At 69.6% G+C, this 19,991-nt stretch carries 16 protein-coding genes and 7 pseudogenes; 12 read left to right on the top strand and 11 right to left on the bottom strand.

Annotated features, from left to right (window positions below; genetic code table 11):
• Positions 1 to 195: 195 nt before the first annotated feature.
• The 3 pseudogenes from BSL84_RS37355 to BSL84_RS34160 form a co-directional block, all read left to right on the top strand.
• Positions 196 to 294, top strand: a pseudogene (locus BSL84_RS37355) (DUF6192 family protein); the annotation flags it as partial.
• Positions 295 to 298: 4 nt separating this feature from the next.
• Positions 299 to 725: pseudogene (locus tag BSL84_RS34165) on the top strand (RacP protein).
• A gap of 59 nt (positions 726 to 784) precedes the next feature.
• Positions 785 to 1,802, top strand: a pseudogene (locus BSL84_RS34160) (IS5 family transposase).
• Here BSL84_RS34160 and BSL84_RS35110 read toward each other — a convergent pair.
• Together BSL84_RS35110 and BSL84_RS34150 are read right to left on the bottom strand one after the other, a co-directional pair.
• A complete protein-coding gene (locus BSL84_RS35110) occupies positions 1,724 to 2,035 on the bottom strand; it encodes a hypothetical protein (protein WP_079273060.1) in 312 nt (103 codons plus the stop codon). The pseudogene BSL84_RS34160 and the gene BSL84_RS35110 sit on opposite strands and share 79 nt — an antisense overlap.
• Positions 2,036 to 2,200: 165 nt before the next feature.
• Positions 2,201 to 2,785: a ferredoxin gene (locus tag BSL84_RS34150; RefSeq protein WP_199838689.1), complete on the bottom strand. Its 585-nt coding sequence runs from the start codon at positions 2,783 to 2,785 to the stop codon at positions 2,201 to 2,203.
• Positions 2,786 to 2,882: 97 nt separating this feature from the next.
• Between BSL84_RS34150 and BSL84_RS34145 the strand changes: the two are divergent.
• The 4 pseudogenes from BSL84_RS34145 to BSL84_RS35875 form a co-directional block, all read left to right on the top strand.
• Positions 2,883 to 3,599: pseudogene (locus tag BSL84_RS34145) on the top strand (IS701 family transposase); the annotation flags it as partial.
• 45 nt (positions 3,600 to 3,644) lie between these two features.
• Positions 3,645 to 4,452: pseudogene (locus BSL84_RS35880) on the top strand (IS5 family transposase).
• A gap of 10 nt (positions 4,453 to 4,462) precedes the next feature.
• Positions 4,463 to 4,951: pseudogene (locus tag BSL84_RS34130) on the top strand (transposase); the annotation flags it as partial.
• Between the two features lie 175 nt (positions 4,952 to 5,126).
• Positions 5,127 to 5,963, top strand: a pseudogene (locus BSL84_RS35875) (IS5 family transposase).
• Here the strand turns inward: BSL84_RS35875 and BSL84_RS34115 are convergent.
• Positions 5,958 to 6,428 (bottom strand): hypothetical protein, encoded by a 471-nt coding sequence (locus BSL84_RS34115; RefSeq protein WP_075969513.1) that lies wholly within the window; start codon positions 6,426 to 6,428, stop codon positions 5,958 to 5,960. The pseudogene BSL84_RS35875 and the gene BSL84_RS34115 sit on opposite strands and share 6 nt — an antisense overlap.
• Before the next feature lie 235 nt (positions 6,429 to 6,663).
• On the opposite strand from BSL84_RS34115, the gene BSL84_RS34110 reads away from it, so the two are divergent.
• From BSL84_RS34110 to BSL84_RS34095, 3 genes are all read left to right on the top strand, one after another.
• On the top strand, positions 6,664 to 7,242 hold the full coding sequence (locus BSL84_RS34110) for an AAA family ATPase (RefSeq protein ID WP_075969514.1): 579 nt from the start codon (positions 6,664 to 6,666) through the stop codon (positions 7,240 to 7,242).
• A gap of 786 nt (positions 7,243 to 8,028) precedes the next feature.
• Positions 8,029 to 9,087 (top strand): PQQ-binding-like beta-propeller repeat protein, encoded by a 1,059-nt coding sequence (locus tag BSL84_RS34100; RefSeq protein WP_075969515.1) that lies wholly within the window; start codon positions 8,029 to 8,031, stop codon positions 9,085 to 9,087.
• A 471-nt stretch (positions 9,088 to 9,558) separates the two neighbouring features.
• Positions 9,559 to 10,074, top strand: a complete 516-nt coding sequence (locus BSL84_RS34095) for a hypothetical protein (RefSeq protein WP_075969516.1) — start codon at positions 9,559 to 9,561, stop codon at positions 10,072 to 10,074.
• Positions 10,075 to 10,379: 305 nt separating this feature from the next.
• Here BSL84_RS34095 and BSL84_RS34090 read toward each other — a convergent pair whose 3' ends face one another.
• Positions 10,380 to 10,736 (bottom strand): hypothetical protein, encoded by a 357-nt coding sequence (locus tag BSL84_RS34090; protein ID WP_075969517.1) that lies wholly within the window; start codon positions 10,734 to 10,736, stop codon positions 10,380 to 10,382.
• A 212-nt stretch (positions 10,737 to 10,948) separates the two neighbouring features.
• Between BSL84_RS34090 and BSL84_RS34085 the strand changes: the two genes are divergently transcribed.
• Complete coding sequence (locus BSL84_RS34085; RefSeq protein WP_075969518.1) at positions 10,949 to 11,413, top strand: hypothetical protein; 465 nt, start codon at positions 10,949 to 10,951, stop codon at positions 11,411 to 11,413.
• 1,259 nt (positions 11,414 to 12,672) lie between these two features.
• Here the strand turns inward: BSL84_RS34085 and BSL84_RS34075 are convergent.
• The 3 genes from BSL84_RS34075 to BSL84_RS34070 all read right to left on the bottom strand — a co-directional run bounded on the left by BSL84_RS34075 (position 12,673) and on the right by BSL84_RS34070 (position 14,529).
• Positions 12,673 to 13,230, bottom strand: coding sequence for a hypothetical protein (locus BSL84_RS34075; RefSeq protein WP_075969519.1), 558 nt, complete (start codon positions 13,228 to 13,230; stop codon positions 12,673 to 12,675).
• Complete coding sequence (locus BSL84_RS35870) at positions 13,227 to 13,385, bottom strand: matrixin family metalloprotease (protein WP_107484691.1); 159 nt, start codon at positions 13,383 to 13,385, stop codon at positions 13,227 to 13,229. Before BSL84_RS35870 ends, BSL84_RS34075 begins: the two co-directional genes overlap by 4 nt.
• 577 nt (positions 13,386 to 13,962) lie before the next feature.
• Positions 13,963 to 14,529 carry a GNAT family N-acetyltransferase gene (locus BSL84_RS34070; RefSeq protein ID WP_159393489.1) on the bottom strand — a complete coding sequence of 189 codons (567 nt, stop codon included), beginning with the start codon at positions 14,527 to 14,529 and terminating at the stop codon, positions 13,963 to 13,965.
• A gap of 829 nt (positions 14,530 to 15,358) precedes the next feature.
• Between BSL84_RS34070 and BSL84_RS34065 the strand changes: the two genes are divergently transcribed.
• Positions 15,359 to 16,981, top strand: coding sequence for a hypothetical protein (locus BSL84_RS34065; protein ID WP_159393490.1), 1,623 nt, complete (start codon positions 15,359 to 15,361; stop codon positions 16,979 to 16,981).
• 331 nt (positions 16,982 to 17,312) lie between these two features.
• Here BSL84_RS34065 and BSL84_RS34060 read toward each other — a convergent pair whose 3' ends face one another.
• The 4 genes from BSL84_RS34060 to BSL84_RS34045 all read right to left on the bottom strand — a co-directional run bounded on the left by BSL84_RS34060 (position 17,313) and on the right by BSL84_RS34045 (position 19,815).
• Entirely contained in the window at positions 17,313 to 17,576 is a 264-nt protein-coding gene (locus tag BSL84_RS34060) for a hypothetical protein (RefSeq protein ID WP_075969522.1), read from the bottom strand.
• Positions 17,573 to 17,878 (bottom strand): DUF6247 family protein, encoded by a 306-nt coding sequence (locus BSL84_RS34055; protein WP_075969523.1) that lies wholly within the window; start codon positions 17,876 to 17,878, stop codon positions 17,573 to 17,575. The genes BSL84_RS34060 and BSL84_RS34055 overlap by 4 nt, the downstream gene beginning before the upstream one ends.
• A 220-nt stretch (positions 17,879 to 18,098) precedes the next feature.
• A complete protein-coding gene (locus tag BSL84_RS34050; RefSeq protein ID WP_075969524.1) occupies positions 18,099 to 18,623 on the bottom strand; it encodes a hypothetical protein in 525 nt (174 codons plus the stop codon).
• 124 nt (positions 18,624 to 18,747) lie between these two features.
• On the bottom strand, positions 18,748 to 19,815 hold the full coding sequence (locus BSL84_RS34045; RefSeq protein ID WP_075969525.1) for a hypothetical protein: 1,068 nt from the start codon (positions 19,813 to 19,815) through the stop codon (positions 18,748 to 18,750).
• Between the last annotated feature and the right edge of the window lie 176 nt (positions 19,816 to 19,991).

The following is a 19,991-nucleotide window of genomic DNA, read 5'->3' as shown; positions in this document are numbered from 1 at the left end:
TCAAGATCCAAGTCTCTCCGGTGTCCAAAATCCGGGTCAGGGCCCAAGGCCGGGTATTTAGCGCTTTCGCTGGTCACGCAAGGGGAGTTGGGGTCCATGCTGTGGCGGCGTAGAGGCCGGGGCCGAGTTTGTGGATGAGGCCGGTCTCGGCCCATCTGGAGAGCTGTCGATACATGGTCTCCACCCGGGAGAACTGCGCGCGTGCGGGCGACGCTCGACTGGATCGAGACTGCCGTGGACACAGGGAAGGTCGACGTCGACGGCGAACTGGCCCGTCTGCTGCAGGGCGAGTAGTGGGATGCCGCGCGCGTCACAGCGCCGGTCCCCCGCGGCCCAGCGGCACGCCGACACCCTCCGGTTCGTGCTCTTCGAGGCGCGGCCTGCCGGTCTGGCCTTCAAGCAGTTGGTCAGGTCCAGCGAACTCTCACCCCATCAAGCTCGTGCGGGCCTGGCCTGCCTGCGCGACACCATCGCCGAACGGGAATGGCCGCCCCTGATCTGGACGAAGGCGGCGGCTACAAGTTCTGCTCCGACCCCAGCGAGCTCCAGGCCTATGAGGTCGCGGTCATCCGCGAGAGGCTCACCGAGATCCGCCGGTTCATCACCGGCGTCGTCGCCCGCACACAGTCCTGCAGCCCAAGGGCCGGTGGATCCGGCACCTGAACACCCAGCTGAACTCCGTCGAGTCCACCCTCGATGTGATCGCCGACTACATCGACGCATGATCCTGGTGAGGGCCGGCCGCGAAGCGGCCGGCCCTCACCCTCGTTGGAGGGAGGGGACGTTGGCCCGGCATCGCTGCTACCCCTCGGACACCTATGACGACGAGTGGGCATTGATCGAACCGCTCCTACCGACCCCGGCCTGCGAGACCCCTCGTGGCGGGCGGCCGGAGAAGCACCCGCGGCGCGAGATCGTGGACGCAATTCGGTACGTCGTCGACACCGGCTGCAAGTGGCGGGCCCTGCCCAAGGACTATCCGCCCTGGCGAACCTGCTACAACGCCATGGCCCGCTGGGCCGCCGCCGGGGTGATCGGGCAGATCCGCGATCAGCTCCGCAAACGCGTCCGCCGGGACATGGGACGCTCCCCTGGAGCGGTCGCCACCATCATCGATTCCCAGTCCGTCAAGGCCGCCGAGACCGTCGGCAAGGACTCACGCGGCTACGACGCAGCGAAGAAGATCAACGGCAGGAAGCGGCACCTTGTGGTGGATACCAAGGGCCTGCCGCTGTTCGTCATGGTCACCCCGGCCGACATGACCGACCGCGACGCGGCCAAGGAAGTCCTGTTCAGGCTGAGGCTCATGCACCCCGAGATCACGATCGTCTGGGCCGATTCCGCCTACGCCGGACAGCTCGTCGACTGGGCGAAGAAGTACCTGAACCTGACGTTGAAGACCGTCAGCCGGCCGAAGAACGCGGTCGGGTTCGTCGTCCTGCCCCGCCGCTGGGTGGTCGAGAGGTCGATCGCCTGGGTCATGCACGCCCGCAGACACGCCCGCGACTATGAACGCCTCATTTAACACTCAGAATCGCTGATCACCTGGGCCGCGATCACCCTCATGACCAGGCGAATCACCCGCCGGCAGTCCCGCCGGGCCAGCCGGCCGCCCTCCCGCGAACACACACGCGACTGACCGCGGTCACACCCGCGACCGCCAACTCCACTCCAGCACTTCTGCCATGCCCGGATCGGGAGCCAGGTGCCGAGTACTTGGTACTCAGAACCCGTCGCCCCATCCGAAGGTGACGTTGTACGCACGCTGGAGTGCGTGCCGGCCATGGTCACCGTCGACGTAGGCCCACGCAAGGGCTGCGGCGAACCAGAGCACAAAGACGCCGCTGACGATGCCCAGAGCGATCAGCTCGCCGTACCAGCTGAGGAGGACCAGGGCGACGGTCACGATGACCGCGCCGAGGTGGGCTCCTCGCGAGTCGAGCGACGCAGCCTTGCGCGCCTCTCTGCGTTCGGCCCGTTCGGCGGTGAAGCGTTCCTCTCGGACAGACTGCGGTTCGTTCTCGTCGAAGTTCATCTCATTCCCCTGGCCCTGACGCTACATGGACCCGGACCACGTCGGCAGTGGAGTCCAGCGTGGGATAGATCCGACACTTCAGGGCCGCCCTGGGCGTGACGGCTACCGGCCCGGCGCTTGAGACGGGCCGGGTTTCCTAGCTCGGTGCGACCTGCGCTTCCGCACCTACGCGTCGAGTTCCGGCAGGCGCTCACCAGGGGTGGCTGGGCGGCCTTCGGACAGCCAGAACATGTAGTCGCGAAGATACTCCCCAAGGCCGTGGTCCAGGTGGGCGAGGTACGCCCGTGCCCCCGCGGCGGCGTCCCGGAACTGCTCGCGCTCGGAGGTCGCCCACTCGCCCCACCCCACCCTTACGGCCCATTCCCGCGCTCTGCGGCGCTCACTCCACCAGTCCTGGACCAGCTCTGGGGTCCAGTGACGGTCGCCGTCCCCTCCGTACGCCCCGAAGGGGTCGCACTCCCCGGCGCAGGTCAACTCGTGGACGCCGGCGACCTCGACCGGCTGACGGTAGACGAACTCGGTGCAGTACTCGTCCTCGTATGCGACATGCTCCGGCGCGCACTGCCTGCCGGTGAAGCAGTTGTCGGTGCCGGCCGTGTAGAAGGGACCCGGGACGTTCCGCCAGTCCCTGTTTTCCCAGCCATCGGGCGCGGGCCCGGACCAGTCGTGCCGCACAAGGCCGTCCTGCCACAGCGGATGGGGCGTGCCCACCAGGACGCGGGCAGACGGTATCGGATCCCAATAGGTCATGATCCGCAGGATGCCAGATCGCCCGTACGCAACGGCCTCTAGTAGTGCTTTGTTAGCCGGTCTTGTCACGTCGGGTGTCTGGTAGTTCGCTGGTTGTATGAGGGCTGGGGAGCTTGGCGCGGTTCGGGTCGGGTTGGAGGAGTTCGCTTCCGAGGTGTTCGCGCCGTTGGTGCGGCGGGACTGGCTGGAGAAGGGCCAGCTGTATTTGCGCGGTCTGTTGCTGGATGGCCGGCGCAAGTCGATGCAGCCGATGGCCGAGCGTCTTGGGGTGGATCATCAGCGGTTGCAGCAGTTCATGACGTCCTCGACCTGGCCGGTCGAGGACGTGCGGGCCGGGCTGGCGTGGCGGGCCGTGCGGGTGGTGCGTCCGCAGGTGTGGGTGGTGGACGACACCGGTTTCCCCAAGGACGGCAAGGCCTCGCCTGGGGTGGCCCGGCAGTACTCGGGCACGCTGGGCAAGGTCGGCAACTGCCAGATCGGCGTCAGCGTCCACGCCGCCTCGGACACGGCTTCGTGCCCGCTGTCCTGGCGGCTGTTCCTGCCCGCCTCCTGGGACGGGCCGCAGGCCGCCGATCGCCGGGCGGCCTGCCGGATCCCCGCCAGCGAACATCACCGCCCGAAGTGGCAGCTCGCGCTGGAGATGCTCGATGAGCTGTCCGGTATCGGCCTGCGGCCTGCCGCACTGGTCGCGGATGCCGGTTACGGCGCGAACGCCGACTTCCGCCACGGCCTGGAAGACCGCGGGCTGGCCTACGTCCTGCAGGTCGAAGGCGAGATGACCGCTCACACAGAAGACGCCGAGCCGCATCAGCCCGCTTAGAAGCCATCTCATTTGGGCTTCGTGGGTAGGCTGTCGGTCATGGTGGGGATCGTTGAGCGTCTGGTGCCGGACGAGTTGTGGGTGCTGTTCCAGCGGGTGGTGCCGGAGGCGCCGTCGCGGCCCCAAGGTGGTGGACGGCGTCGGCACGGCGACCGTGAGGTACTGGCCGCGATCGTGTTCGTCGCGACGTCGGGTTGTACCTGGCAGCAGCTGCCCACGGCATCGTTCGGCCCCTCGGGGGCGACAGCCCACCGACGCTTCTCCGAATGGAGCAAGGCCCGCGTGTGGGCCAAGCTCCACCGCCTGGTCCTCGACGAACTCGGTTCCCGCGGCGAGCTCGACTGGTCCCGCTGCGCGATCGACTCGGTGAACATGAGGGCCCTGAAAAGGGGGATCTGACAGGTCCGAATCCTGTCGATCGGGGCAAGTACGGCTCGAAGATCCACTTGATCACCGAGCGGACCGGTCTGCCCCTGTCCGTCGGAATCTCGGGCGCGAACCTGCACGACAGCCAGGCCCTCGAGCCCCTCGTCCGCGGCATACCGCCCATCCGCTCACGACGCGGACGCCGACGACGAAGCCCGGCAAGCTTCACGCGGACAAGGGCTACGACTACGCCCACCTGCGCCGATGGTTACGCGGGCGCGGCATCACGCACCGCATCGCCCGCAGAGGCATCGAGTCCTCACAACGACTCGGCCGCCACCGATGGGTCGTCGAAAGGACCATGTCCTGGCTCGCCGGCTGCCGACGCCTCCACCGTCGCTACGAACGCAAGGCCGAACACTTCCTCGCCTTCACCAGCCTCGCCTGCACCCTCATCTGCTACCGCCGACTGGCCAAATGAGATGACGTCTTACTCAGGCCTGGGGCCCCGTCCCAAACCCCGGTATCGCACCCGGCCGGTCTCCTTACGCGACCACGTGCTGGCCGCCGGACGTCACCGGGGCCGGCCCGTGACCTGGCGCAAGGGTTCCGGGGCCGCGATGAGCTCGCACTTCGTCCGCCTGCGGATCCGCCTCGCGGGCCGCCGGCCCAAACCCGCCGCCAACGGCACGATCCCGCTGGTCTGGCTGGTCGCGCAGTGGCCCGAGAGCGAGGCCGAGCCGGTGAAGTACTGGATCTCGAACCTGCCCGCGAACATTCCCGCCAAGGACCTCGTCCGGCTCGCGAAAGCCCGCTGGCGGATCGAGCACGACTACCGCGAGCTGAAGACCGCTCTGGGGCTGGACCATTTCGAGGGCCGCTCGTTCACCGGCCGGCACCGGCACGTCACCCTCGTCACCGCCGCCCACCTGTTCCTGACCGAACAGCGGAGGAACCCAAAAGTCCCTGCCAGGGCCTGACCCTCTACCCAGGCCCTGGACCTCCTCCAACACCTCATCGCCACCTGGACCGGCACCTGCCCCACCTGCCAGCAAACCGTGCCATGGCAGCCCTACGACACCACCTAACAAAGCACTACTAGGAGCTGTCCGGCCGATCATGTGACTGTCACCTGGTCGGATCGTTCTCCCGTGCATGGGGCGGGGTGAACGCGGTGATCTGTCGGACGCGGAGTGGGAACGGCTGCGGCCGTTCCTGCCCGTGAGCAACGGTCGGTGCGGGCGGTGGCGTGATCACCGGCAAGTGATCGACGGGATCCTGCACCGGGTGCGGACCGGGGTGCACTGGCGCGATCTGCCGGAGCGGTTCGGGCCGTGGAAAACGGTCTACGAGCGCCACCGGCTCTGGTCGGCCGACGGCACCTGGGAACGTCTTCTGCAGCAGCTCCAGGCCGCGGCCGATGCGGTGGGCGAGATCGACTGGGACATCTCGGTGGACTCCACCATCGTGCGCGCGCACCAGCACGCGGCCGGCGCCCGCACCGACCCCCCGCCGGCCCTCGCCGACTCAAAGGGGGACGAGACGGGGGAACACCAGGACGAAACTCCGTGGCAGAGCCTCGTCGACCGGCTGGCGGAGGTGGTGCGGGAGGCGAGGGCCTGGGGCGTTCGCGCGGCGGCTTCACAAGCAAGATCCACCTGAGCGCGGACGGTCGCTGCCGCCCGCTGTCCCTGATCGTCACACCGGGGCAGCGGGCCGACTGTACCCAGTTCGCGCCAGTGCTGGAGAAGATCCGGGTCCCCCGGCCCGAGGCGGGCCGACCCCGCAAGAAGCCGGACAGCGCGCAAGGGATCACGAGGCGGACGGCCACCGAAATTCGACGAGGAACGGTACAAGAAGCGCAACACCGTCGAACGGGCCGTGAAGGGGCTCAAGAACTTCCGTGCGGTCGCTACGCGGTATGACCAGCGAGGCTACGTGTTCCTCGGCACTGTCTCAGCTGCCGCTGTCATCGTGTGGCTCCGCTCATGACCGGCCACTCGTGTTCAAGCCGAGTGCGGAAGCCCGGCCGACCGCGGCAAACAGGATGAGTGGCAGCTCCTTGTCGGCCTGGCCGAGCGCCAGCGCAAGCCAACGACCGTTGTCGGGGAGCGGCCACACCTGCATGCTCACGGCCTGTTGGCTGAGGTAGTCGAGCGGCTCGGGCACCGGCTCTCCCTCGTAGCTGGCGCTGAGATACGGTCCGAGGTCCGCGACGAACGCACTGCCCCACCGATCCGTCAGGCGTGCCGCCAGGTCGTCGAGGCGGGCCTGCAGTTCAGCTTCTGCCTCAACCCAGGCCCGCCCGTCGTCGTCATCCCAGAAATCCCGACTGACCTGCAGTTCGCGCACGTGATGCTCAGGTCCACCGCCCCCGGAGGCGTCGACATAGGTCACCTCCGGGAACGGCTGCACGGCCAGCGAGTCAATCGTCGAGAGGTACTCCTCGGTGGTCATGGGCGCAGGCTATGGGACCGCGCAGACAACCTCCCCCGACTGCACACACCAATGATCGGCCGGACAGCTCCTAGTCGAACACCGACCCGCTCACTCGATGGTCCTCCACCACCCAGCCGCGTACGAGAAACTGGCCCACCAGCCCGGGCTCATCGCCTTCCAGCTCCACAAGCCGCCAGGCGGCCCCTGATCTCCGCCCTGACCAGTCATGATTGCCTGCATCGGAGTGCCGCCCATGCAAAACCGCCCGACCCTCGTCGTAGTCAGCGGCCCTCCCGCCACAGGGAAGACCACGCTCGCCCGCGCCCTCGCCCAGCAGCTCGGCTGCCCGGCGATCATCCGCGACGAGATCAAACAGGGCATGGTCATGAGCACCCCAAATCACCAGCCCGCCGGCGACGACCCCCTCAACATCCCCACCCTGGACGTCTTCTTCAAGGCCATCACCGTCCTCCTTCAGGCCGGGGTCACCCTCGTCGCGGAGGCGGCCTTCCAGGACCGGCTCTGGCGACCAGGCCTGGAGCCCCTCCTGGACCTCGCCGACCTGCGCATCATCCGATGCGTCACGCCCACCTCTACCATCACCGAACGCATCACCGAGCGCGCCCGCACCGACAGCCACCGGGCGGCCCACGGCGATCAGGCCCTGCTCGCCGACATGGAAGCCGGCGTCTACGACCCCGAGCAGTTCAAAGCCATCAGCCTCGACGTCCCCACCTTGGTCGTGGACACATCGGACGGCTACATGCCCGAAACCGCCGAGATCCAGGCATTCCTGCGAACACCACCACCGTCACCCAACCCTCGGCGATAGACCCTCGGCAGGACGAGTCCGTACGGGCTACGCCGACGGCCCCGATGCACCTGAAGCTGGAAATCCGTGCGACCCATGTGCCTGACCTCTCCTCGATCGTCGACCGCACACAGGGCTTGGGTATGTTCCCGCGCCGCGCCGCGACGAGTTGGGAAATCAGGGCGACCAGGTCCCGGCTGCGGGAAGCACGGTGGGAAGTCCCCAGGGAGCCCCAACAGTGCGGGCACTACCGATGGCGCTGTCCGGGTTCGCGTCCCGTGCGGTAAGCGGCCAGGGCGTGACCGCGTGGTCAGCCGACTTCAGGTGCCGCGCCAGGCGGAGCAGGCTCCTCCGTGGTGACACACCGGATGTGGCCCACCCACGAATCCGGCGTCAGGGAGGACCATTCGACGTCGATCTCAACGCCGTGGAGTATGCGGGTGTGGTCCGCAAGTTGCGTGAAGATCGCCGTCTGTACGTCCTCAAGGGCCGCGCTGGCGGGCATCGGGACCTTGCCACATCCGCCACCCGCGTTATCAGCGATGAACGTGTAGGGCCACACATCGTGCCCAGTCAGCAGGATGATCTCCCTCGGTATGCCGAAGGAAGGTCGCTTCGTCTTCGTCTTGGGTCGTCTCGCCACGGTGCCATCCAACCTGACGGACCGAGGGGTCAAGCACCCGGCATACACACCCCTTCCAATAGCTGAGGACCGTCCCACTGACACAACCCTGCGCGTCACTGACATCCACTCTGCGCACGACAGCACCGTCGTCGGGGGCGGGCCGCCTGTGGTGGGATGGCCCGATGATCGCCACAGTGCTCTGGGAGCGCGAACTGCACCAGCGGGGCGGCGCTTCCGTTTTCGTCGTGGGGCCGGACTGTGTCGTCCTGCACGAGCGGCACACCCGGCTGGTCTGCCTGGAGCGCGCCGACGGCGCGGTGCGCTGGGACGTCCCGCTCGGTACCTGGCCGCGCGGGATCGTCCTAGCGGGGGACTGCGTGTTGGTGTTGCCACAAGCACCGAACCTGCTGTCCTGCATCGATCTGCGGACGGGTGCGTCGCTGTGGAGTGCCCCGACGCCGAGGTGGACTGGGAATCTCGCGGTCCACTCGGACACCGTGGTGATAGGCGGTTGGCGCGGCTACACCCCGATGAGTGGCCTGGACCTCGCCGACGGAAGCGTCCGGTGGACGACATCGTCGCCGGTGACGTCCGTACGGACCCTCGCGTGGGCTGGCGGGGTGCTGACCGGCAGCGGGTATGAGGCGGTTCTCCTCGATCCGGCCGACGGGAGCGACCTGGCGCGGTGGCGGTTGCCGGACCCGCTCGCGGGACCCGACGCGAAGGCGTTCGTCCCGCTGGATACGGAGCGGGTGGTGGCGGTCTGCGAGGCCTCGTCACTGCTGACCTTCGGGATCGGTGCGGACGAGCCCGCCCGGCTCGGATCCTATGATCCGTTCGGGGCGGTCGGGTACGTCCACGGGTCGGTCTGGATGCTGCGGTCAGGCAGGGGGTTCCTCGCGGTGGATCCCGCCGACGGGACGTCGCGGTGGTCGGTCGAGGCGGATCGGCGGGTGGTGGTCGACCCGCTGCCGTACGCCGACGGCCTCCTGGTGGGGGACGCCAACGGCGGCATGCGGCAGTTGGGGCCCGACGGCAAGACCGTGGAGGGGTGTTCCCTGCCGGGTCGGCGCCTGGACGCGCTGGCCGCCGCCGGCGACGGCGGCCTGTTCTTCGCGGCGAAGGGCACCTTCGGCTCCTTCACCCTCGCTCCAAAAGCCGGGCGGCCGACCACACCCGCAGCACTGTCCGAGACGCCAGGGCCCAACGTCGCTGACATCGCACGTGTCGCTGAACACTGACACTCTCGTGTCGTCCCACACCGCAACCCCCGCACCCGCCCCGGGGCGGCCACCCCGCAACACCGGCAACCCCACACCAACACCGACAACCACACACCACAACCCCAGGCACGCCCCCGACCCCGGGCACGGCCCCGACCCGACACCACCCACACCACCCCCAACCCCGGCCACCACCCCACACCCCCCAACCACCCCCCACACCCGGCCACAAAGAAGCGACGACCACCCCGGTCTGAAGCTCCGCCACCGACGCGTTTCAACCGCGGCCTGACGACCACCCAGGGCGCCCTTCACGACCGCGGCGCGGTGTTGCGGGAGAGCGTGAGAGGGCGGCTGCCCTCTCGCCCCAGAGCCGCAGCCTCCGGTGGCGCTGCCAGCAACAACTCCACCCGCGAGCGCAGAGAGGCGACTCAGGGCCTGAAAACGAATTGCCGCTCCTCATGTCTTGGTTCTCGCTACCGTGGCGTGATGACGATGCCCTCTTCAACGGGCCTCCTGAGGCTCGCCTTCGACGGCTTCCATCAAGCCCGAGCCCGGCTGGGCGAGTGCCTGTCCGCCCATGGCGCCAGCACGGACGCGGTCGCGATCCCCGCCGCTGAGACCATCTACTGGGCGTGCGTTCTCGATGAGCAGCTCACCTCCGACGGCGGCTACAGGACCGTCCGCAGGAGGGCGATAGGGGACGCGATGCGCGGGGCCCGGTGGGTACGCAACCGCGCGACCCACGCGCTGGCCCTCACGGTCGAGCAGACCGGCGGCCTCAGCCTCCCGCTTCAGGTGTCAATCACCATCGAACCGGTAGTCGGGCGCTGGCTTCGAGCCGACCGGCTGCCTCCCGAGCCTCCGAAATATGTCGACGCCGCCGGCCGGACGGCCTACGACAAGACCTTCGCCGACCGGCCCGCGAGCGACCCCGTCGAAGACATCGCGCAGTGGTTCGCGAACGAGCACGGCCGACCCGGCTCACGCCTGCGCGCGATGTAGCAGCGGGCCTTGCCCAACCGCTTCCGTTGGGCCCCCTGCCCGCGCGATGTCTCCCCCGTTTCCGTTGGCCGGAGTCCGGCAATCAAGGCCGGAGGTCCAAGGCAGCCGCATAGGATCCGGTGCGCGGGACGATGTCCTGGAATACGCCATGCCGCTGCTCCCGCATGCGGAGCCTGTGGCAGCGTCGCCAGCAGCAGGCGCAGCGCCTCGCCGATCGGGCACGTCCACCACGTCGCCAAACCGTAGGTCAAGAATGAACCACGCTCGTTCAGTGGGCAGATCCGGTGCCGGCCAGACCGCCTGAGTCACAAGGTGACGGGTACGGGAAGGCCGAGGGCGACGGCCGCCCGGCGGCACCCGGCGCGGACTGCGGTCAGTTCGGCGCGGACGTCCGCCCCCGCCCGCTCGCCGGCAGCCGATGCCCTGGCGGCGGACGTGTGCAGCTCCGCCCGTGCGGTCGCGCCGTCGCGGGGAAGGCCGGTGAGCTCGGCGGCGTTGGCCACTGCGCCGACCAGCCGCGCCACCTCGGCCGGACCGCACACGGACCGGGGTACATGGACACCGAGCAGGCGGGGTGCCCACCCTGCGAGGGAACCCCGGATCTGCTCGCACAGCCCGTCGATGTCCGTGTGCGGGCCGTCGGGCGCGATACCCGCGCTCATCTCCTCATGGTCCCCGCCGCCACCGACAACGCCCCTGGAGGCGCCGCTCACGGTCGTGCCGCAGCGCCGACGCGCTCACTGCGCCTCCTGCCAGCACAGCGCGGCCAGCGAGAACTTGACCAGGCTCCGTGCGTGACGAAGGGTTGGACCCGGTCGGCCCCGAGGGGGTCTCGCCCCCACCACCACCGCCGTCTCGAGGGAAGAGTCCTTCCATGCCTGCGCACAGCAAGTCCGTGTTCGTCCGCCCTGACCCACGCCGCCTCCTGGTGCTTGCTGCCCCCGCAGTTCTCGTGGCGCTCAACCAAGGTCTCACCAGCAACGGCCAGGTGCTGCCGAGGCCGGTCTACCTTGCCCTCGGGGCCGCGTTCGCTGTCTGCGCCTTCGCCCTGCGCTGGCTCCTCGCCGTCTCAATAGCGGACGGATACATCGCCGTGTCCCGGGGCCTCACGCCACACCGGCTAGCGCTGGCCGACCTCGACAGCGTCGAGGTGGAGGAGGCGGGGCGCCTCGGGTATGTGATCCGCTGCCGTCAGGCCGGCGAACCGGAGCTCAAGGTTCCGCTGACGATGATGCGGCAGAGTGACCAACGGCTGGTGATCGAGGCCGTCCACGCCGCGGTCCGGCCGGGTGTTCTACGGGGCGGCGCTGCCCTGCGGGCCTTCACCACGACGCCTTAAAGGGCGTTTAGTCCCGCCTTGACCGTTTGGGATGTCGTCAGTCGAGGGAGCCGTGATGCCGTGAGTCAAGCTGCGTCAGTGGGACTGGCTGCGCTTGTACAGGGCGGTGCTCGCTCGGAATCGGAGGCGGCTGCACCGGTCCTTCTCATCGGGTGACGCGTCTTCTGGACAACAGCAGTGGCGTGCGAGCCACCCGAGGTCCTCTGCTGCGAGCCAGAGTGCTATGCGGCCTTGCGCGGCTTCTTCCTGCGGATTCGTGGGGATGGCATCGGTCATGTGCGCGACCCTATAAGAGCCCGGAACCCGGCCCCACAAGGCCAGGCGGGGCTCGGGACCGTGCAGGCGGCGTCGTCCGTCGGATGCGGGCCACCACCTTGCGCCAGACGGCTGCGAGCGGTGGGCTCGAAACCCGCTACGCCGGTGCTGGCGGGCAGGGAAGGCATCGACACTGCCGCGCCCGAGGAGCGTGCGCACCAGGGCTAACGGGTCCGACCGCCTCGAGCAGGGCATCAAGACGCTCTGGCGCGGGAAGAGCCTGCGGGTCCTCTCGGCTGTCGGACGGACCTGGGGCAGGAGGGTGTCGAGTCGGGAGAGCGCCTCACGCAAGCCGTCGACCGTGTGGCGGGCGTCCTGCCACCTGCCCTCCTGCAGCGCGGCCGCGAGGGCGCCCACTTCGCACAGAGCCCCACCCGCCGCGGCGGCCAGCTGCCACTCCGGCCCCGTCGCGGTCGTCATGGCGGTCGCACGGCTGTCCATCACAAGACTCCCCTCCCGTCGACGTGTTCAACGAACCGCCGCCGAAAGGGCCCTGTCCAGTTCCGTACACGCCTGCGGGACGGGCGGGACAGTCACGGAGAGTCTTGCGGGCAGGCGTCGATGCGCGGTGCCGCCGAGGCCGGGCGTGGCTGGTGTCGTACGGAGCGGGCAGAGGCCACGGGCGGGGCTGGCGTGGATGCTGCCGACCGGGCGGTACCGGCGACGTGTGACGGCAGCCGGGCCTGCCCGCGGTCGACAGCGCCACGGGGGCCGGGAGCAGTCCGTCCGAAGGGGCGGCTCCACAGCAGTCGCCATTGCACCCCGTATCCGTGTGCGGCCGGGTGTTGCCACGCTGGGGCGAGGGGTGAGCGCCACCCGGACAGAGTGCTCTCCCCCGGCCGGCCGGGGCGATGGCCCCGCCGATGGCCGAGGTCCCCGTACCCGTCTGCGGAGCGTCGCCGGTCGGCCGCCCTCGTGCACGGACGCGACGGGCGCCGGCCCGGTCAGCCTGCGGGGGCGTCGATGTCCTCACACGCGCTGGAGGCGGCCGTCTCGGGCGGAGTGGCGATCGCCTCCTGCCAGTGCTCCCGCTCCCCCACAAGGCCCCGCTCGGCCGGCTCGGCGTACCAGGCCCACGCCTCGGTGCCCGCGGCGCCCGTGGTCGATCCGGACTGGACCGCGATCACGTATCGGCGGCCGGGCTCCAGGACCGCGTAGCGGTCCGGATCCTCCGTCGCGTACCGGCCCGGGCTGCCGCCGTTCTTCACCCCTTGCGTGACCTCAAGGACGTCGCCGAACTCTCCCTTGAAGGCTTCCAGGGTCTTCACCCGGGTCGTCAGGTAGGCGCTGCCGCCGTCCTCCCGGTAGCGGGTGTTCTCGACCGCCTCCACGACGGCCACCGCCCGGGACCGTGCGGCGACGACGTCGTCCCGGCCGAGGTCGGGTCCGCACACCGCATGCGTGGTCCCGGTCTCCGGGGCGGTGGTGAACCAGGCCGCGCCCGCTGCGGCGACAGCCGCGACGAGGCAGCCGCCGACCCACATCTTCACGCCCATGATCATCCCCACAGCTTCTTGACGTTGGCCTTGTCGACGTCGGTGGGGGCGTCGGGATACTGGGCGACATCCGGCCACATCACCGACGAAACGGCATTCTTGCCGCTGCCCGACTTGTGACACAGACCGAGCGCGTGCCCGAGCTCGTGCGCCGCCACCATCCGGCGGGTCGCCGGGGGGGGCGTAGGTGTCCATGCGCGCCCTGTTGAAGCGGATCAGGTCCGTCGCCGCCGGCCCGGAACGGCGCGACCACACCCCCGCCGCAGAGCTGCGCGGGTCGGAGAAGTCCTCGTAGTTCAGGTCGTTGACGGTCGTCGCCGAATCCGGCGCGATCCTGATTTTCGCGCCCGGGTAGGACCAGGCCCGGTTGGCATGGGCGTACTCGGCCTTGTACTTGCTGCTCGCCGTCCACCGGATCTCACCGTCATCGACCGAGCTGTCCGCGCGTGTCTCGCTCGCGTCACTCCCCCGACTTCGCGATGCACGGCGCCGCCACCGCAGCATGCGCCGGCACCGGACTGAGGAGCTGCACCGCGGCGAAAACCGCCGGACCGGCCAAGAAGTTGCGCATCCCTTCAACGGTAGGACAGCCCCCGCCGAGGACGATCGTTTCAGCACCGCCACCAGCCACCCGAACATGCCTGCGAGGGAGCCCGCGTGGGTACCGGCGCCGCCAGAGCGCAGGTGGTGCGGCCGCCCGGTGCAACGCGGCGCGGTGCGACGGGGCGCGGCGTGCGGTCAGTCGAAGATGCCGGTGACCACCAGGGCGCCGGGGACGACGGTGAGAGACGGGCGGACCTCGGGCACCAGCGGGAGCCAGGCCGTACGCACGGGCTTCTCGTTGATCAGGACGGCATCGCTGCCGATCTGGATGCCCAGACCCGCGGCGGGCGCGCCGACGTGCCAGCCCCAGTGCCGGTAGAGGGAGACGAGGTCGTCGCGGGCGGGCGCGATGTTGGCCAGCGCTGCCCGGTGGCCCTCTGCCCGGTACCGGTCGAGGAAGGCCTCGGCGAGCCGGCGCCCCAAACCTTCCCCGCGGCGGTCCGCGCGTACCGCCAGGAAGTCCAGGAGGACCATGCGGCGCATGATGGTCTGCACGGGCACGCTCAGGCCTTCGAGGTTCAGGCTCAGGCCAGTGCCGACGGCCACGCCGATGACCTCGCCGTCGGATTCCGCGACCAGGCCCCGCGCGAAGCGGGTCTCGGGGGTAGGGCTCTGGAGATGGTCGGCCCACTTCTCCGGGGAGAACGGCTCCAGCGTGCCCTCGGACAGCTCCGTCGCGGCTGCGAGATCACCGTCGGCCATGGGACGCACCGTGACGGCAGGCGGAGGTAGGCGGCGTTCGGCCTTGCGGCGCGAGGCCGGGCCCATCACGCCCCCGCAGGGGAGCGGAAACCGGTGCCGGGCATGTCGGTGGCGGCCGTCGGGAGAGGTGTCAGCGGGAGCATGCCTGCACCGTACGCGAGGCGCTCCGCACCGCACGGCCCGATTCCGTGAACAGAACCGGCATCGACGTCACACAGCCGAACCCATGCCATGCGCGCCGAGGGCTCCACCACCGGCGCCCGCGGGCCCAGCAGGCGTGCATCAGGATCTGGAGGACCCCGTCGTGTCAGGTGGGGCTATGAGCGCGAGCAGCGCCCGGATCTCGCCGACCCGGGGGTGGCTCGGGTGGAGGCGCCCGCGATCCATCCTGGCCATGGCCCGACTCGGACGTTGCCGTCTTGCGCCTGTCGGTAGGTGGACGTTGCGGCCAGCCGCCGGCTCGTCACAGCGACCTGGCCTTGGCGCAGATGTCGCTCGACCGCAGGCACCGTACCGCCGCTCGACATACAGGGGTTCAGGGGGCGGCCCAGGGGCGCATCCGGGCGGAGGGTTCTGCGCGCGGCGGGACATCTTGGGCGGTCGCGTGATGGATGACACAAACGTCTGCGGACCGGTGAGCCAAAGGGACCCTTACGCGGTCGCGCCGCCGCAAAACTCCCTCGGTGCTGGGTGGAGCGGCTCTGTAGGGTGAACGCTTCTTCGAGATCAACTCGACCATTCGACAACACCAGGGGGGCCGGTGCGCAGTCGCCGACTCGTTTTCTCCGCTGCCGTGATCGCGGCAGGCATCGGGGTCATGCCGGGGGGCATGGCCCAGGCCGCAGGACCGTCCGCCGACGGGGCCCACGGCATCACCTCGTCCAAGGAGCTGCTCAAGAGCGCCGCGAACGCGTTCACCTTCAGCAGCCCCGCCGACCGGTCGGTGCTGAAGACCCCGCCGGCCGCGGGAAGCAAGGCTGCGTCCCCTGCGCAGGGGGCTGGTGCCGCTGTGGACGGTGACATCAAGATCGGTCTCAGTGGCACGGCCGGCAGCGCGCGGACGATCGACCTGAAGTCCGAGATCACCAGCAGCCTGGGCACGCCGCTCAACGTCGTGATCGACTGGGGCGACGGCACGTCCGGCGGCGACGTCGTCGGCAGCGGCGCCAGCACGACCATCACCTCCCACCACACGTACGCCGAGGTCGGCAGCTACACCGTCAAGGTCACCGTCTACGGCCCCGACGGCGCCGCGGGCGTCTCGGCGACGAACGAGATGCCGTTCATCACCCCGGGCTCGGAGTTCACCCCGCACAGCCCCACCCGTCTCCTCGACAGCCGGAACGGCACGGGCGCCGCGCAGGCCGGCAAGGTGCCGGCGTGGGGCGAGGCCCGCGTGAAGGTCGCCGGGAACCACGGCATCCCGGCCGACGTCGCCGCCGTGGTCCTCAACGTCACGGTCACCAACACCAGGGCCGCCGGTCACGTCCGCGCCTATGCCGACGGCACCGAGCGCCCGACCACGTCGAACGTGAACTACGCGGCCGGTGACTCGGTACCGAACCTGGTCATCGTGCCGGTCGGCAAGAACGGCTACGTGAACCTGTACAACAGCGGCGAGCAGGGCGTCGACCTGATCGCGGATGTGACCGGCTACTTCACCCGGACCTCCGCCAACGGCTACACCCCGACGGACCCCACCCGTTTCGTCGACACCCGCGAGGGCCTCGGCACCTCCCGGGGCCCGGTCCCCGGGCAGAGCCAGTTCGGTGTCCAGATCACCGGCACCCGTGGCATTCCAGCCGGCGCGAAGGCCGTGGCGCTCAACGTGACCGTCACCAACCCGCGGGCCACCGGTCACCTGACCGTCTTCCCCAGCGGCCAGGCCGCACCGAACACCTCCAACCTGAACTTCACCGGCGGCCAGACCATCGCCAACGCGGTCATCGTCCCCGTCGGCGCGGACGGGAAGATCAACGTACGCAACGGCGGCTGGGACCCGGCCGACGTCATCGTCGATGTCGTCGGCTACTACAGCCCCGACAGCGTGAGCGCCTACATTCCCATCCGCCCCAAGAGGGACCTCGACACCCGCGACCCCGCGCAGTGGCCCTCCGGGCCCCTGAAGCCCTACCGCTACGTCTTCTCGACCTACGGCGAGGAGAACCCGACGGCCACCGCCATGGTGCTGAACACCACGGTCACCAACACCGGCGGCGCTGGCCACCTCACGGTCGCTCCCGACCCCAACGCCCTGTGGCAGTACGAGAACAAGACACACACCCCGCCGGTCGCACCGAACTCCTCCACCCTGAACTGGACGGCCGGCAAGACCGTGCCCAACTTGGTCCAGGCGAGCACCGGCGCCCACGGCATCGTCGACTTCTTCAACCGCAGCGGCAACAACACCGACCTCATCATCGACATCTTCGGCGTCTACGACCGGCACTGAGCAGTTGCGGCACCGCATGCCACAACGCTGCGCAGCCCCGGCGGCCGCGCCGTCGGATTTCCCGAAGGCCCGCCCGGACAAGGTTGGTTGGCCTAGCCTGGGCGTGACGCGTGGGCCCTCAACTTACGTGTCACAGGCGCCGCCAGAGGCTTCACCCCTCTGGCGGCGCGCGCCCGTCGGAGCGGTACCGCGCCCGGCCGGGCCGGGGTGGAGGAGCCGGGGCTAGCCGCGCTCCTCACCCCCGGGTGCGCCCCGGCGACACCTCCCCCAAGCGACAGCACCAGCCCCCGGCCTGATCGCGGAGCCGGGCGGCGGGATACCGGTACGAGGGTCATCCGAGCCAGACGATCTCCAGGACAGACATGCGCCGGGTGAGGCGGTTGACCGTGTAGACGACGGACAGCTGCCCCACCGACGCAGCGCGGACGTCCTCACCCTCCGGGTCGCCGGTATTCCACTGAGGCCAGCCCCACGGGGAACGGACCGCGATGTCCAGGACGTCGCGGACCATCTCCCGGGCAGGCGCGGGAAGCCCGGCGAGAGTCTTTGCGGTGTGCGGGGACAGGCGCACCGCCCACGGCTGTTCATCCGTCACGGGCGGCCGCCGAGGACGTCGTCGAGGTCGATGAAGCCGGAGTCGTCCTGGCCGGAGTCCATGAACGCATCCACGGCCGGGGCCGCGGCGACCCGGAGCTGCCAGGTGCGTACGACGTCGTGCAGGGGGGTGAGGCTGAAGGTGTGGCGGGCGTCGTCCAGGGCCTTGGCCCAGTCCCGTTCGAACGCCGGCACCCACATCTCCGCGCGACGGTCCGCGCGCAACTGCGAACGGAGTTCGGCCGCAGCCCCGGGGGCGGGCGCATACGGGGTGACAGGGGTGTGGTCGGGCTGGGCGCTCATCGAGGGTTCCTCCCGGCGGCGGGTCGTACCGCAACGGTACGCGCGCCGGGACAGTGCGGAAGCCTGCATGGTCCGATCCCTCCCCGCCGGGCGAGGGTGCGCGCGGGGGACCGGACGTGCCGGCGCAGTGGCTCGTCCTGCGTGTTCCTGGTGGCCGCCGCGTGGTGGAAGTCGGTTTGTCGCGCGGTCGGTGTCGCTCGGGACGCCGGTCAGGAGCCGGTCACGGCCGTACACGGGGCTGCTCCTGGACATCGGGGGTGGTTGGGGGCTGCACGACGATGTGGCCGAGCTGGGAGTGCGGGCGGCGGATGGTGTAGCGGAAGCCGGTCAGGATGGCGGCGAGGGCGGTGTCCATGGCGTTGCGGACCGCGTAATAGCGGACGGCGTCCTCGTCGTCCGTGCCGTCGTTGTCCGCTGTAGCGAGTGCGGCGCGGTCAAGGCGGGCGTGGGGCAGCCAGTCGACCACAACCTGTCCGTCTTCGATGTAGACCGCGACGCCGCCCTGTTCCTCGTCCGTCAGCGGCTGGGGCGGCGCCACATGGAAACCAACCGTGGCAAGGTCAAGGCGCACCTGCTCGAGGAGCAGCTCGGGGGCGACAGGAGGGAGCCCCTCGGCCCAGTCGCGGAAGGCAGCCACTTCCTCCTCCTGGCGCTGGTGGTCGTCGGCGGCCCGGCTGTTCGCCTCACGCTCGGCGTCGGTCTTCGGGTCCGGGTACGGGTTGAGCCGAAGCACGATAGCTGTCACCGTCGGCCTCCACTGGCCTGCGGCATCCAGCGAGCAAAGCACCGTGGTTGTCACCGGGTCGGCACGCTACTTGTCCCCAGCAGCGCGCGAAGCAGGTTGGGTGTCACCGGCGCGCCGGGACAGTTCATTGGATCAAGTCGGTGTGCGGATGCTCGGGGGTGGTCGGGCAGACGTAGATCTGCATGTTGTCCGTGCTGCCTACTTCTACCCCCGTCGGCTGGGCGGGGTCCTGGCCCGCGTAGTGAGAGCCAGCGGCGTTGGCCTGGTCTTCCTGTGGCACCCAGCCTTCGTCGCCGTCCCACTCACAGGAAGCGATTGTCAGCAGCGGGACCATCTGTGCCTCGCACACGACGCAGTACCGGGGGATTGGGTCGGTACGGCCCCACGGGGGCCAGCCGCCGACCTTCCAGCCGGGTGCGTTGCTCAGATGAATGGAGTAGAAGTCGCGCGGATACGCCGCGTAGGAGCCGGCCATGTCGGCGCCGCCTGCCTGCCACTTGTTCGAGTCCTCCAGCATCTCCTGCAGTTCTGGGCTCAGGTCCAGGCTGTTGGGGTACTCGGTGATCGCTTCTGGGGCCAGCAGGCACGGTTCCGGCACGTAACCCGCATAGTCCGCTTCGTACGGTTCCGGTGGTGTGCCGAGGACGTCGCCGACCTCGGCCGCCGACCGCCAGAACAGTGCGGTCGCCGGCTTGTAATCCGGAGCGTGCTCATACGGGCACCAGAGAACCTGAAGGAGATCGGCCTGCCCGGGCGGCCGCAACAGGGGTACGTCGCGCACGAACAGCTGAGCCACGGGCAGCATCGGGACCGGACATTCCGCCGGGCCAGGAGGGCCGGCTTCGAGCCGTTCGGCGAGCCACGCGGCATTGCGCTCCTTGAGCGCCTCCTCTGCAGGCGTGAGCGCGGGAACCGAGCCGTCAGGGCTCCACCGGGAAGACAAGATCCGGCGGAGCCGCACTTCGGTCGGCGAACGGCGGGATCCTGTGTCCACATGCAGGTGAACGTCTTCGCAGTGCGGCCACGGCTCGCCTGCCGGCCACAGCAACGGCCCGCCGACCGAACTTTCCCTGACCGACGGCGACCCCGGACGCGGATGCAACCGTATCGCTGGGCGCGCCAGCGGCGCGAGTTCAGGAAAGACCACTGCCACCTTGACAGGCCGCGGCGGAGTAGTTCGTACGAAACTCATGCCGGTGATCTTGTCACCAGCTACCGACAGCAGGGGCCAGCCCACCCGGCACCCCCGGGCGGCCCAACCATACGAAGGCCAACCACAACGCCCAAAGCCCGATCGCGCAGCGGGCCCCGTCCGGCGTTGCCGGTGACAACACACTGCCTTGGTGACAACCATCGTGCTTCGGCTCA

The sequence above is a fragment of the Streptomyces sp. TN58 genome (assembly GCF_001941845.1).
Lineage (GTDB): Bacteria > Actinomycetota > Actinomycetes > Streptomycetales > Streptomycetaceae > Streptomyces.
The sequence above is the reverse complement of the archived record's forward strand: the minus strand, read 5'-3'. Positions and strand labels throughout refer to the sequence as shown.